Annotated in this window: 11 protein-coding genes; 7 read left to right on the top strand and 4 right to left on the bottom strand. The window is 52.3% G+C overall.

Annotated elements, in window-relative coordinates; translation table 11 throughout:
- A partial coding sequence (locus IK012_RS07920; protein ID WP_290952831.1) for an N-6 DNA methylase occupies nt 1-1,631 on the bottom strand: 1,631 nt, incomplete at its 3' end.
- Nucleotides 1,632-4,820, bottom strand: coding sequence for a type I restriction endonuclease subunit R (locus IK012_RS07915; RefSeq protein ID WP_290952828.1), 3,189 nt, complete (start codon nt 4,818-4,820; stop codon nt 1,632-1,634).
- 213 nt (nt 4,821-5,033) lie between these two features.
- Here IK012_RS07915 and IK012_RS07910 point away from each other — a divergent pair, with 213 nt between their 5' ends.
- The 5 genes from IK012_RS07910 (at nt 5,034) to IK012_RS07895 (ending at nt 9,293) form a co-directional block, all read left to right on the top strand.
- Complete coding sequence (locus IK012_RS07910) at nt 5,034-5,198, top strand: hypothetical protein (protein WP_173381350.1); 165 nt, start codon at nt 5,034-5,036, stop codon at nt 5,196-5,198.
- Nucleotides 5,199-5,320: 122 nt separating this feature from the next.
- Nucleotides 5,321-6,694, top strand: coding sequence for an ATP/GTP-binding protein (locus tag IK012_RS07905; RefSeq protein ID WP_290952825.1), 1,374 nt, complete (start codon nt 5,321-5,323; stop codon nt 6,692-6,694).
- Nucleotides 6,684-7,400 carry a hypothetical protein gene (locus IK012_RS07900; RefSeq protein ID WP_290952823.1) on the top strand — a complete coding sequence of 239 codons (717 nt, stop codon included), beginning with the start codon at nt 6,684-6,686 and terminating at the stop codon, nt 7,398-7,400. The genes IK012_RS07905 and IK012_RS07900 overlap by 11 nt, the downstream gene beginning before the upstream one ends.
- 153 nt (nt 7,401-7,553) lie before the next feature.
- Nucleotides 7,554-7,790: a winged helix-turn-helix transcriptional regulator gene (locus tag IK012_RS13600; RefSeq protein WP_367273784.1), complete on the top strand. Its 237-nt coding sequence runs from the start codon at nt 7,554-7,556 to the stop codon at nt 7,788-7,790.
- A 66-nt stretch (nt 7,791-7,856) separates the two neighbouring features.
- The gene (locus IK012_RS07895) at nt 7,857-9,293 is read left to right on the top strand and encodes a hypothetical protein (protein ID WP_290952820.1); all 1,437 of its coding nucleotides are present in this window, start codon (nt 7,857-7,859) and stop codon (nt 9,291-9,293) included.
- Between the two features lie 77 nt (nt 9,294-9,370).
- Here IK012_RS07895 and IK012_RS07890 read toward each other — a convergent pair whose 3' ends face one another.
- Nucleotides 9,371-9,919, bottom strand: a complete 549-nt coding sequence (locus tag IK012_RS07890) for a M48 family metalloprotease (protein WP_290952817.1) — start codon at nt 9,917-9,919, stop codon at nt 9,371-9,373.
- A 9-nt stretch (nt 9,920-9,928) separates the two neighbouring features.
- Nucleotides 9,929-11,773 (bottom strand): DUF4954 family protein, encoded by a 1,845-nt coding sequence (locus IK012_RS07885; RefSeq protein WP_290952814.1) that lies wholly within the window; start codon nt 11,771-11,773, stop codon nt 9,929-9,931.
- Nucleotides 11,774-11,831: 58 nt separating this feature from the next.
- Between IK012_RS07885 and IK012_RS07880 the strand changes: the two genes are divergently transcribed.
- On the top strand, nt 11,832-12,332 hold the full coding sequence (locus IK012_RS07880) for a hypothetical protein (RefSeq protein ID WP_290952811.1): 501 nt from the start codon (nt 11,832-11,834) through the stop codon (nt 12,330-12,332).
- Between the two features lies 1 nt (nt 12,333).
- Nucleotides 12,334-13,668 (top strand): glycosyltransferase, encoded by a 1,335-nt coding sequence (locus IK012_RS07875; protein WP_290952808.1) that lies wholly within the window; start codon nt 12,334-12,336, stop codon nt 13,666-13,668.
- The last annotated feature ends 8 nt before the right edge of the window (nt 13,669-13,676 follow it).

Raw genomic sequence — 13,676 nt, 5'->3', positions numbered from 1 at the left:
AGTTGTTTCTGGATTTCTTTTTCGAGTTTGTGGCTTTCGGCAAACATGTTCTGGAGGCTTTCGGTCGCGGCAGCGATTTTCTCGTTGAACTCGTCTTCGGTGATATCGACGTAGTCAATCTTGATGTCGAAATACTGGCCGGCGCTTAGGCTATAGCCCTTTTCCTTGACTTCGCTGTAACTCACCACCACGCTGAAGTCTTCGACGGCATTCGCCTTGCGGAAGGTGTTAACGATTTTTTCGATTTCGCTGTCGTTCAGGCGAACCTTCTTGAGGCCGTTGGCATCCTTGTATTCTTCGCCGAGTTTGCTCGCATCAACAAGAACAACCTTATCCTTGTCGGTCTTTTTCTTGGTCTTGTCGAAAAAGAGAACGCTCACGTTAGTGCCGGTGTTTGCAAACACATTGCTCGGCATACTCACCACGCCATACACAATGTGCTCATCGACGATGTGTTCCAAAATTTTATGCTCAATTCCCGATTTGGCGGTAATGAACCCGGTAGGGATTACGATGGCGCCCTTGCCACCTTCCTTGATGCTATTGACCACATGCTGGATAAAGCACGTGTAAATTGCCATGGATTCTTTTTTCTTGTTCGGGACTTTCGGGACGCCATCTCTAAATCGAGTGCTGCCCCACTTGCTTTCGATGTCGTCGCGGGTGTCGCTAAAATCCATCTTGAAAGGCGGATTGCTCACCACATAATCGAACTGCTTGAGGCTCTTGCCGTCGTTGCTCTTGTGATAAGGTTCCAAGAGGGTATCGCCCTGCACCGCATGATCCAAGCTAGAGACAAGCCCGTTCAAAAGCAGGTTCAGTTTGAGCATCTTATTGCTTCGCTGAGAAATATCCTGAGCAAAGATGGTGCAGCGGTCTTCGCCAATCTGGTGGCTGAGCGCCATAAGGAGCGTGCCAGTACCAGCGCTAGGGTCGTAACATTCTACGTTGTGCAAATCGGCGTTGTCCCCCACCAAGAGGCGTGCCATGATTTTCGCGATGGCCTTGGGCGTATAGTATTCGGCGTACTTGCCGCCGCCAGCGGTGTTATAATCCTTGAGCAGGTATTCAAAGATGTCCGAGAAAAAGTCGTAATGTTCGCTAAAGGCTTCTTCGAAGCTGAAGTTCACCAGTTTGTCCACCAAGGCGCGGGCGAAGTTTGCACGCTGGGCATCGTCGGTCACAAAGATGGTCAGCTTTTCAAAGATAGGGATTTTTGTTTCCTGAGCAGTCTTGGTGTAGAACACATCCAAGTTGTCTTTGGCAATGGCGACCATCGTCTCGTCAAAAATCACGTCAAAGTCACCCTTGGCCTGTTTATTCCAAAGGTTTGCAATCAAGTAATCAGGCTTGAATACAGGAACTTCGGGTGGCAAGAACAGGCTTATCTTTTCACGATCAGCTTTGCTGAGTTTGGCATATTCTTCTTCCCATTTTTCAGACTTTTTCAAAGCCTTAAGGCAGGGGTCATTAATTTTCTTGAGTTCAAAGCCGAACTTGTCGGCCATAAACTTGTACAAAAACACCTGGGTGATAATCTTGTATTCGTTGCCATCATTGCCCATACCATAAGTTTGGCATGTTGCCTTCAAGGAATCAATAAGGGCGATGGTTTTGTCTTTGATATTCATTTAATTTCCGTAGTAGGAGTTATACTGGTTAATATACTGTTTAGCAATACGCTGCTGAATAAACTGGTAATCAGGCATTTCAGGCTTGATTTGCGGGAATAGCGCAAGTCCATCTGCAATTTCCTTCATCACAGTCTTACCGAAATAGGCATCTTGTTTGAGGATGTCGTTGCGGTCATAGACCTTGGTATCGATGGAGCCCTTGATGGTCAAAAGGGCCTGCACGATATCTTCGTCGAACCTCGAGATAATGGGGGCCTGGTGCTTGGGTTCGCGAGCCTTGTTCTCTTCGCGGATGCGCTTGTGGACATAGGCGAATTTCGTGTCGCCATTGTACTTACGCAGAAGGACCTCGTTATTCTTGCGAAGTTCTTCAAGACGCTTCAAAATATCGTCCATAGCACGGTTCTGCTCGTTATAAACGGCAAGGTTTTCCGGGGTAAAGCCGTGCTTGTCAAAGATGCGCTTGAACTCCTGTTCCAATTCAACAAATACGGGGTCTTCGTGGTCGAAGTTATCCAGAAATCCGCGGAGTGCGCGCTTGTATTTTTCACGCAGTTCCGTACCGTTGTCGATAATTTTCAGTTCTTCGGTGCCGATGCAACTGAAATTGAACTCGATATTCATCATGGCTTCGTTCACCGCAAACTGCGTGGCATCGCTATTATTCCAGGCTTCTTTCTGGTTGATAATAGCAATGCGGTGGTTCACTTCCGAAAGCATCTGCGGGAGTTTTTCAATGCTCAATTTCTCAAAGTCTTTCTTAAGTGCATCATCACCAAAAGTCCGCACAAGGTTCACAGCATCTTTTGCCAGTTCCAACGCCTTGCGCAGTTCTATCAAAACCTTCTTGTCTTCAAGGCTAGAAATCTCTGTAGAGAAAACTTCCGCGTTGTCGGTGGTATAACTGAACAAAGCCTGACGTGCCACCTTCATGTGGTTGATAAGGGCTTCCTTGTCTTCCATGACTTGGCTGTACATGTCGGGCAAGTTGTCGTCCGGGTCAGTATCGGCATCGTTGTAGCGGTTCAGTTCCTGCAAATACGCGGCATTGGTCTCGTCGAAATTCTTCTTGATGTCGGCAAAGTCAATCAAGAATCCGCGTTTCATGTTCTTGTACGGGCGATTCACGCGTGTAATTGCCTGCAACAAATTATGATCTTCGATTTTGCGACCGAAATACAAACGCTTAAGACGCGGCGCATCAAATCCCGTCAGCAACATGTTGAAAACAATCAGAATATCAATCGTGTAGTTCTTCTTGAAATCGTTGATAATCTGCTTGCGGGTTTCCTTGTCATCGCTATCGAAGAGAATCAGGCCCGCTTTCAAGTTGATTTTCTGGATGCGGTTTTCATTGAGTTCGTCCTGAATCTCATTGAAGAACTTGTACAAGTTTCGTGCCTGTTCCGAAGATTCAGCAATAATCATGCCGCCAAGGTCGTTATCGCCCTGCATGGCACGGAACTTCGCCAAATCGTTGATGATGTAGCGGAGCAACGCCTTAACGTATGTGGGGTGCCGAATAATCATGTCCTTCGAGACAGAACCCTTCTCCACCAGTTTCTGTACGCTTTCGTAAGCATCGTTCAGCTTTTTGCGGTAACTTGTTTCGATATCTTCGCGGATAATCTTTAACGTATAGCCGTCTTGAATGGAACGGTCGTAATAATACGTGTGGAAGTAATCGCCAAAGACCTTGCAACTCGCCTTTTCACTCCCGATGAGCGGTGTGCCGGTAAGCGCAATCTTGATGGAGTTCTTGTCGGCATTGAAGAGGTTCGAAAGGAAACATCCGCCCGGTTTGTAGCCGCGATGCGCTTCGTCCATAATGAACACGCGTTGCAAATTCGTGGCGTAATTCGGGATTTCCACTTTCTCGGTGTCATTTTCAAACTTCTGGATGTTCACCACGGTAATTTCATCGACACCGGCGTTGCCCTGCAAGGCCTGCTGCGTGCGGAACTGTTCCATGAGTTCCGTGCGGGAATTTGCCGTTGTCACCTTGAGGCCGCGATTGCTCAATTCCTCGGTCGCCTGCTCCAGCAAATCCAGGCGGTCCACAATAAAGTAAAATTTCGCAACCTTATTCTGCTTGGCGTAATAATCCTTGAGTACTTTGCTCAAGTGGAAAGAAAGCGCCGTCTTGCCCGAACCCTGCGTATGCCACACAATGCCAGATGTCGCACCCGCTGCCAGTTTTTCACGGATAATCATGGCCGCAAAAAATTGCTGGTAACGCATGATGTGCTTTTCGTGGCGGCTCTCAATTTGGCCATCCTTCTCTTTTTCGACATGCAAGTAAGCGATGCCGTACTTAAGCAAAAAGAGCAAACGCTCCGGGCTCACCATAGAAGTAAGCACGCGGTTCGTGGGCGTGTTGATATCGAGATTCGTCTTGTATTCCGGATTCTCTTTCAAGACCGGAACATTGAAATCCATCAGGACTCTCTTTTCGAGATCCGCAGGAATCGGCAAATAAGGATAATTGGCGTGGAACGGCGCGATTGCCGCACGCTTGGGGTTCTCTTCCCTGAAGCAGTTGAAACGCGCTTCGTTTTTCGCAGCCGTGCAATAGAACACGCCTTCAATCGGGACAACGCCGCCCTTGGCATCGTACTCCATGTTGTTGGAGAAAATCATCAACTGCGTGATGTTGATAAAACGGCGGAACTTTTTCTTCGGAAAGCGCTCGTCGTTCATCCGCTTGCTTTCGGCCACCATGCCGCCTACGTTATTCGGCTTCTTGACCTCGATAAACACGAGCGGGAGCCCGTTAATGAACAACGTAATGTCGGGGCGGAAACTTTCATCGCCATTCTTGCAACTAAATTCCGCCGTGCAATGGTACGTGTTATTTTCTGGGTGTTCAAAATCAACTAGGCGAAGCGGAGAATAGCTGGTCAAGCGCTTGTAGAACTGCTGGCCCAAATCGTCGTCATCCAGTTCCTTCTGAATGTCCGAAAGCACGCTCTGCGCAGAAACTGTCGCAGCCGGATTCAGCTTCTTGAACTGCTCCGCAAAAATATCTACAAGAATGTTCGTTTCCGGGTCAAACGCGATATTCGCCGGCGTTGCGCCTAGTGCGCCGGACTCCGAAATTTTTCCCAAATACGTATAGCCGATGCGAGCCAAATGCTGAATCGCAGTCAGTTGAACGCGCGTCGCTTCCGTAAAAAGACCTGGCATAAAAACAATATCGCTTGTGTGTATAAAACGCTCTTCGAGAATATAAGTTTTTATGCTGTCAGTAAAGTGTCATCGTGAAAAAAATATTGACTTTCGACGCATTTGAAAAAAAATCAATCTTACCTCTTGACGAATAGTGCACAAAAGTGTAGTTTTAGATGGTCGTTTAAAACATCTGCGTTTATAAAGCTTGTACGCAGAAAGGAGCACAAAATGTACAGCACCGCCAATGGCACCGTCACCGACGCCGAAGCCGCCGAAATCGATTCCCTCAACAACGAAATCTGGAAAAACTTCTGGAGCATCCCCCGCGAAAAACGCACCAAAGCAGATTGGGAAAAGCTGCTCGATATACAAATATTGGTGAAAAAGGGGTGAAAACGCCTCTTCTCTGAGCCTATCCGCCCAATTTTAGCACAACCAAACCGATTTTCGATATTTTTTATATCGTTTTTGTGTTTGATATTGACTTTTTCAGCTAATTAAACTATTTTATGGACATGAAAAACTCTACCGTCATTTTAAAGAAAATCCTCCTCGAGGACTTCAAAAACGTCAAAAAAGGCGAAATTTCCTTGATCCGCAAAGACGAAAACGGAGCCTGCATTGCCGGTATTTACGGGCAAAACGGTTCCGGCAAAACGGCGATTATCGAAGCATTGGTCTTGCTGAAACATTGCCTTATGGGATACCCGTTAGAGGCGGGCGACGGAAACTACATTGCATCTTGCATCAATGTCGATAGCGAAGCCGCCCGGTTCGAGTTCGAGTTTGCCATCGAAGACAACGATAACGAAACTAGCTATAAAGTTGTCTATGGTTTTTCAATAAAAAAAGGCAATAGCGAAAATTACGCCAAGTTAGTCATTTACAATGAAAAAATTTCTTATTCGAGCAAGAGCAAAGATACCGCAACAAAGTTTGTCGACTACATAGATACCAACAGCGAATCCCCCTTTGTCCCCAAGGCAAAATACGACATGCTCATGGGCAAAGACAAAAACAAAAAAAACGCCCTGCTTGTTGCAAAAAAAATGGCCGAAGCAAATACCGCCTCCTTTATTTTCTCAAAAGAAATGAACGATGCCATTATGCCTGGAGAAACTAATTCTATTCTGGCACGTTTGGCATGGTATGGCGCACGCGAACTTTTTGCAATTAGAACGGCAGTCACAGGACGTATCAGTTTAAACGATATGCCTCTCCATATCTCTCTGGACCATGCCACTAATCACAAATCTGCAAGTTTGCTGATCCCATTAAACCGGCCTACCACAATTGCGATAGATATTTTGCAAGTTCTGGAAAGAACCATCAAAAGTATGAACATCGTCCTACCGCAGATTGTCCCCAATCTCAAGGTTGGTTTAAAGATTCTCGGCAGAGAACTGATGCGCGATGGTTTACCGGGCCATATCGTGCAATTGACATCTTGCAAGGAAGGCCATGAATTCCCGCTCGTGATGGAATCCGATGGCATCAAAAAAATCATATCCATACTCTCCCTGCTTATCGACGTCTATAACAACCGCTCCATCACGGTCGCCATAGACGAGCTCGATTCCGGCATCTTTGAATACCTGCTGGGCGAAATTCTCCGAGTTATTTCCGAGAAGGGCAAGGGGCAGCTGCTGTTCACGTCGCACAACCTGCGGCCCCTCGAAACGCTGGACAAGAACTTCATCGTGTTCACAACCACAAACCCGATGAACAGGTACATCCGCTTCAGCGGTGTGAAGACGACCAACAACCTGCGCGACTTCTATTACCGCGATATTATCCTGGGCGAACAGAGCGAACCTGTTTACGAATCAACAAACAATTCCGAAATCGCCCTGGCCTTCAAACTTGCCGGAGGGTCCAATGCCTCGTAAAAAAGTCGTATTCGTAATCGTAGAAGGGCCTTCCGACGAAACCGCCCTCGGCGTGCTCCTTTCCCGCCATTTTGACAAGGATACAGTCTATACCCACGTGATGCATTGCGATATCACTACGGAATACGACAAGGACACGCGCCAAAAAGTCGGTTCATCAGACATCACGAAGAAGATCGCCGAGGTCGTCAAGAAGTGGGCAGATTCCTATCGCTTGAAACCGGAGCACTTTGAATGCATCATCCACATCGTAGATACCGATGGAGCGTTCGTTACAGAAGACTATGTTGTGCAAGGCGATGTAGATGCCCCCTTCTACACCCTGGATAAAATCCTGTGCCCTGTTCGGGAAAATATCATCGAGCGCAATTCAAGAAAGGCAAAGAACCTTTCGCGTTTGTCAAGCACTCCGACGATTTGGAAAGTCCCCTACAACGCCTATTACATGTCCTGCAACTTGGACCACGTACTTTACAACAAGCAGAATTCCAACGACAAGGACAAAGAGAACGACGCCATAAAATTCGCCTTGCACTACAGGGAAAGCATTCCCGATTTTATCGACTTCATTTCGAAGTCTGATTTCTCGTATAAGATGAAGCCAGAATTATCCCTGACGGAAAATCACAAGGAATCATGGAAAGAAATCCAGGTGGGAAAAAACTCTCTGGAAAGACGCACGAATTTCGGATTAGCGTTTATGTAATAACCAAAAAGTGGTTGTCAAAGAATACTTGACAACCACTGAACACGAGCTCCCTTCATTTTTACTCGGTCACTTCGACGAGCACTTCGGCAGGCTCAGTGACCTTTTGTTACCCCAACTGTCCAGGCAGTACTAGCTTTTCCTTCTGCGGAAATTGCTACTAAACGTGACAGGCAAAAAACTACCCAGAAAACTACCCAGAAAACTGCCCAGAAAATACTTGACGCAATATCGAACAATCCAAATGTGACTAGGTCAGAGCTGTCAGAAATCTGTGGGATATCTGATAGCGGAGTAAAATGGCAATTAAAAAGTCTCGAAAATTCCGGTCAAATATCTCGAATTGGAGGAGATCGGGGCGGGCACTGGGAAATAAACGAACGATATTAGGTAAACAAATCAGCCCCCACTTTTAAATTCTATCTTTGCCAGCGGATTTAATTCGCGGGGTACATCGTGAACATTGCATTGATTGTCTATCTCGTTGTCCTGGTGGTGATCGCGGTGCGCAGTGCGCGGCGCGTGAAGGACATTCCCGACTTTTTCGTGGCGCGCAAGGGTGCGTCGGCAAAGGCGGTCGCGGGGAGTCTCGTGGCCACGATTCTCGGCGGGTCGGCCGTCATCGGTGCAGTCGATTCCGGAACGAGGCTCGGCGGGGCCGCGAGCTGGTTCATGCTCACGGGTGCGCTCGGGCTCCTGGCGCTCATTCCGTTTGCTTCGCGGGCATACAGTCACGGGAAATACGCATTGCCCGACCTGGTAGAAAATCTTTACGGCAAGGGCCCGCGGCTCGTCGCATCCATCGTGATTCCCGTCGCCTGGACGGGCATCGTGGCGGCACAGATTATCGCGGCGGCAAAGCTCCTGATGACTTTCACGCCGATGAGCTACACGGCGGCGGCAATTACGGCGGCGGCGGTATTCACGGGCTACACGCTCGCGGGCGGGCAGTTCTCCATTCTGCGCACGGACTTTTTCCAGGCGTGCCTGATCATCGTCGGTTTGCTGGTGCTCGCGGGTTTCGCGCTGTTCACTGACGCTTCGCAGGTTACCGACATCACGCAGACCGCGGGCACGCTCGCCACGGCAGGCGCATCGGATGCCGCAAGCGCGGTTAACATACCGCCGTTCCCGTTCCATGCGAACTTCACGCCGTTCGACTTGTTCCTGCTGATTCTCACCTACGGCACCACGTACACTGCGGGGCCCGACATTTTCAGCCGCATGTTCTGCGCGAAGGATGTCGCGACGGCAAAGAAGGCCATCGCTGCTGCGGCCTGCACGCTCATCCCGGTGGCGTTCGTCATCGGGTTCCTCGCGGTCTATGGCGCGGGTCTCGGCGAAGTGCAGGGAGCTCGCATCACGGCAATCGCGAATGCGGTGTTCCCGCCCGCGCTTATCCCGCTGTTTGCGCTTGCGCTTTTGAGCGTGGTGCTTTCGAGCGCCGATACCACGCTGCTCAGCAGCTCGGTGATTATTTGCGGGTTGTTGGGTGTTGGCGGCAACAAGAGCGCCATGGATCCTATCGCCTGCGGCTCCAGGATGACATTGGGGCAGCTCGCGAAGGCGCGCGTCGTAATCCTGCTGAACGGCATCGTGGCGCTTCTCATCGCGCTGGTGTTCACGGATATCATCGGGACGCTGCTGCTCGCGCTCGCCGTCTATGCGGGTGCCTTCACGGTGCCCATCCTGTGGGGGCTCCTGGGGCTCAAGGCAAAACCGAAGTTCGTCGCGGCGGCAATCATCGCGGGCGGCGCGCTCGCACTCGCAGGCAAGTTCTGCCCCGCGCTGCCAGGAGCTCTCGGCGCGCATACGGGCGATTTTCTGATGGTTGCGGCATTTATCGTGAACGCGATTATCCTCGCAGTCGGCCGCGAAAAAAAGACCAACTAGAGCCGGCGCATTTTAAACCCGCGCACTTTATAATACAGGGCGCGCATTTTATACCCGCGCAATCTTCGCGCGTCCCTCTACTTATTCAGCAATCTCTTCTTGCGCAGCACCGCGGTCGGGTGCTCCCTATAAACGAGCGCGAACAGCGGCGTATGCGGATACTCGCAGCGCACAAGTTCCTGCAAGGCGTTCTTCGCAATCTTCTTGTCGGTCTTCTTTAACGCGTAACCGTCGGCCTCGTATTCCTGGGTCCAGCAGTAAAAATGGAAGAACACGCGGAACGGTATCGCGGCCAAATGCAGCCACAAAACGGCTTCCACAAAATTCGCCTGCCAGCGGACCATCAACGCGGCCAAAAACCAGATGGCCACAAGCGCGATGGCGACCTTCACCAAGTTCCGCAGAATGGAATGGTGCAGGTTCTTGTGCCCTTCCTCGTGCATCGCCACGAAGTTGCCGACCTGCGGCTGCTCGCGGTTTTCCGGAAGCGGCACGATATCGTTTACCAGCGGAATCAGGCGCATCACCGTAAACGCATTTACGCGGGCCTGCACGGCACGGCACTCGCGCACCTCGAGCACGAGGCGCAACACGAATTCCAGGCAAAGCAGAATAACGAGGAGCATGCGGAAAAACTACCCGATGTTCTTGAGCACGTTCGAAAGGCGCTTCACCGATTCCTCGAAGCGGGCCTTTTCCCACTCCAAGAAGGCGGTATCCACCGGATGCGCGCTGTCGTAGTCGTCGAATATTTCACGGCCGCGCTCGATATCCTTGTCGAGCCCGTGGAACACGTTCTCGAACCAGTTCTTCTCGAGAATGCGGTAGCGCTTCACCAGTTCGTCGAGCGTATCGGGCAAGGCGATTACGCGGGCCACGTCGCGGTTCAAATCCCCGGTCAAAAGCTTGCGCAGCTCGCGCGGGGTCTGCTTCAACAGCGTCTCGTCGCTTTCCACAAGCGCAATCAGCAATTCGAGCACGTAGCGTTCCAGGTACTCACTGTAAGCATGCAGCGCATCCTGGCGCACGCGTTCGCGCATAAAATTCTCGCCCAGGCCGTCGACATGTTCCTTCGTGTACAAGTCGCGCACCTGCGTCACCTGCAGGCGGTTGTAGGCGTCGAACACCTGGCGCACCGTCTCCGGATGGAACATGCCGAAGAACGAGGCGGACACGCAGCCCTTGCCGCGCTGGGAATACTTGAAGAAGTTGCGGTCGAGCGCATAGGCGTTGCGCGTGTAGTTCCAGCCGGGCACAATCTCGTTGAGGCGCGCGGGCACGCCCATCAGCTGCGGGTCACCCGGGCGTATGAGCGAGAACGGGAACTTGAGCCTCTGCGGCAACGTCGTCACCCCGCTCGCGACGAGCGTGTAGGGAGACTCGCGGTAGTTCGCCGGGAACTTGATGTTCACGCCGAGCCCGAAGAACATCCCCTGCCCGGGCATGATTTCCTGGTCGGGCATACGTCCCGTATGGTTGCTCCCGACATTCGCGCCGTAGCCGATATTGCCGCAGCCGTCGGGCCAGAGCGCCGCAATCAAAAGCGAATGGTGATGCATCTGCACGAGCGGGCCCACGTACGAACTGTTGACCTCGCCTTCCTCGATATGGCAGCACGGCGCCAGAATGGAAGACTTGACAATCGCCTTGCAGCCCACCTTCACGCGGCTCATGAGCACGCTGCCCTGCACCTCGGCGCCGGTATGCACCTTCACGCCCATCTGCACGTCGGAATTCTCGATGATGACGGAATCGTAGATGTGCGTCGATTCCTCGAGCGAACTCAAAATGACCGTATTGCGAATCTTGGACGCGCCCTCGATTCGCGCGTGCGAACCAATCCAGCTGTTGCGGACAATGTTCGTGTTGCTCACCACGGCTCCCTTGCCCACCACGCCGAACGGCAGCGCCGTCTCTTCGCGGAACAGCTTCAGCTGCTCGTCGAACGCGGCCTCGACGTCGGGTTCGCCCTTGTGGAAAAGCTGCACGTCCACGAGGTCGGCGGTGATGTCCGGGAACACGCGCACCTTGCGCGCACCCATCTCGTTGCCCACCGCGATAGAGGAACCGATCATGTAATTAATCTTGCCGCTGCTCACCAGCGAACCCACGTTCTGCACCACCGCGCTGTTGCGCACCAGCACGTTGCAGAGCATGCCCACCTTGTACACGAGCGCGTTCTCGACAATGCTGTTGTACACGAGGCTATCGTAAATTCCCGTCGGGAACGAGACATCGCCCGGCAAAAGGAGCGTGCCGTAAAAAGCGGGCAGGCGGACGTCGCCCATGAAAACGGAATTGCGTATACGGCCGGGAGCGAAATTCGCGTCGACCTGGACGCGGCTCCAGTCCTCACAACGGTTGCCGTCCTTCTCGAGCGCAGAGATTTCTTCTGCAGAAAGGGAACGGAACTTTCCGCCGTTGGCCTTCGCCGCCTTCAATCCTTCGGAGAGCGACGACAAAACACTGTTCTTCAGCACTTTTTTCAATTTGAGCAAACGTTGCATATTCAAAAAATAGACTAATTTTACGTGTGCGATGAAGCAAGAACTCTTCAAATTGATTAGAAAGCACCGCTTTAATATTTCCATCTACACGTCGGAAATATTCGAAAGGCGCTGCCAGGAAGAAATTATCCGCAGCGACGAGGATAAAAGTTCCTTCGTCTACATAGAATTCGACTTTTCGTCCATACGCAAAATCCTCCCCACCGAAGAAGAGAGCTCGCTATTCTGGGAGGTTTTCCTCTCGGCGCTGAACAAGAACAACCGCGGAAGCGACATCCTCGGGTTCCTCGAGAACGACGCGGGGCTCGGCATGCTCCTGCTCGATTCCAAGATCGAAGGCTGGATCCGCGTGAGGGGCAGAATCCTCCAGATGGCCGACAGCCTGGGACTCCCGTCCACAGTCACCGTACTCGCGAACACCGTGAGGCCCATCGTCTACCCCACCTGCATCGCCGACGCGCAAGACCTGAACGCCATTTCCGCCGTATCGCAGGAACTCGCCAACGCGTTTTCCGCCACCTCCGCAACGTAAGATGAAAGTCCTCGTCATAGGCTCCGTCTACCCCAGGTTCCACGAAGACGCAGAAGTCCCGTGGTTAAGGGCATCCGTCGCTCACCTCAAAAAAGCGGGCATCGGCATCCAGATACTCGCGCCCGCCTACAAAGGCCTCAAGAGCCACGAAATCGACGGCGTGAAAGTGAACCGCTTCCGCTACGCGCCCGCGAGCTGGGAAATCCTCACGCACGAAGAAGGCGCCCCCTCCAAGATGGCAAGCAAGCCCTGGCTGCAACTCCTCGCCATCCCCTACATCATCAGCGGGTTCTTCAGGTGTCTCTCCATCTGCCGCAGGTGGAAGCCCGACGTGATTCACGCCCACTGGCCCTTCCCGCACGCCTACATCGCTCTCGGCGCCGCCAAGCTTTTCCGAATCCCCCTGGTGCTCAATTTCCACGGGGCCGAACTCCTGCTCATCCGCAAAAAGAAATGGGTGAAGCCGTTCCTCAAATTCGCCATCGGCCAGGCGCAGGCGGTGTTCGCGAACTCGAGCTTTACCGCGGGCAAAATCAAGGCGCTCCGCAACGTGAACGTGGAATGGAGCCCGTACGGGACTACACTGGAAGGGGGAAGCCTCCCCCTCGCTCCTGCCGCAGACGCGGCATCCGCTACCCCTTCTAGCGGGCGGACAGCACTTAGCGATTCATCGCTTAGTGCGCATGGTCCCCGGATGGTGGAGGGCACCCCGCAACGCCCCGTTCCGCACAAAGTAACAGGCAAGTTCAAGATTCTTTTCGTAGGCCGCCACATCGAGCGCAAGGGCATCTGCTACCTCATCGAGGCCGCGAAGTACCTGCCCCGCGACAAGTTCGAAATCCGCATCGTGGGCGTGGGCGACCTGACGGAAAAACTGAAGGAACTGGCAAAAGCAGTGGACACACCTGCCGCACGTCATGCCGAAGGGCCCGCAGAAATCATTTTCACCGGCAAGCTTTCGCCGGAAGCGCTCGCCAACGAATACAAGACCGCGAACGTGTTCACGCTTCCCGCCATCGTCGACAACAAGGGCGATACCGAAGGCCTCGGCGTCGTGCTCATCGAGGCGATGGAACTCGGGCTCCCCGTAGTGGCCAGCGACGTCGGCGGCATCCCCGACGTAGTCGTGGACGGCGAAAGCGGCATTCTCGTGCCGGAAAAAGACCCGCAGGCCCTCGCAAACGCATACAAGCGACTCGAAAGCGACCCCGCGCTCGTACAGCAGCTGCTCGAAGGCAGCCGCAGGCGCATCGCCGAATGTTTTACCTGGGATGGTATCGTCGCACGGCAAATCGAAACCTACAACAGGGTTGCCGGAACGGCGAAAAAAACATAGATTGCTAA

Origin of the sequence: Fibrobacter sp., assembly GCF_017551775.1 — a bacterium.
Classification (GTDB): domain Bacteria; phylum Fibrobacterota; class Fibrobacteria; order Fibrobacterales; family Fibrobacteraceae; genus Fibrobacter.
Note: the sequence above shows the minus strand (reverse complement) of the source record. Positions and strands in the feature narration are given on the sequence as shown.

What these genes read in the sequence shown, in the direction of transcription:
- IK012_RS07915 (WP_290952828.1), bottom strand. Translation starts at nt 4,820, where the DNA reads ATGCCAGGTCTTTTTACGGAAGCGACGCGCGTTCAACTGACTGCGATT.
- IK012_RS07910 (WP_173381350.1), top strand. Translation starts at nt 5,034, where the DNA reads ATGTACAGCACCGCCAATGGCACCGTCACCGACGCCGAAGCCGCCGAA.
- IK012_RS07875 (WP_290952808.1), top strand. Translation starts at nt 12,334, where the DNA reads ATGAAAGTCCTCGTCATAGGCTCCGTCTACCCCAGGTTCCACGAAGAC.
- IK012_RS07905 (WP_290952825.1), top strand. Translation starts at nt 5,321, where the DNA reads ATGAAAAACTCTACCGTCATTTTAAAGAAAATCCTCCTCGAGGACTTC.
- IK012_RS07900 (WP_290952823.1), top strand. Translation starts at nt 6,684, where the DNA reads ATGCCTCGTAAAAAAGTCGTATTCGTAATCGTAGAAGGGCCTTCCGAC.
- IK012_RS07880 (WP_290952811.1), top strand. Translation starts at nt 11,832, where the DNA reads ATGAAGCAAGAACTCTTCAAATTGATTAGAAAGCACCGCTTTAATATT.
- IK012_RS07890 (WP_290952817.1), bottom strand. Translation starts at nt 9,919, where the DNA reads ATGCTCCTCGTTATTCTGCTTTGCCTGGAATTCGTGTTGCGCCTCGTG.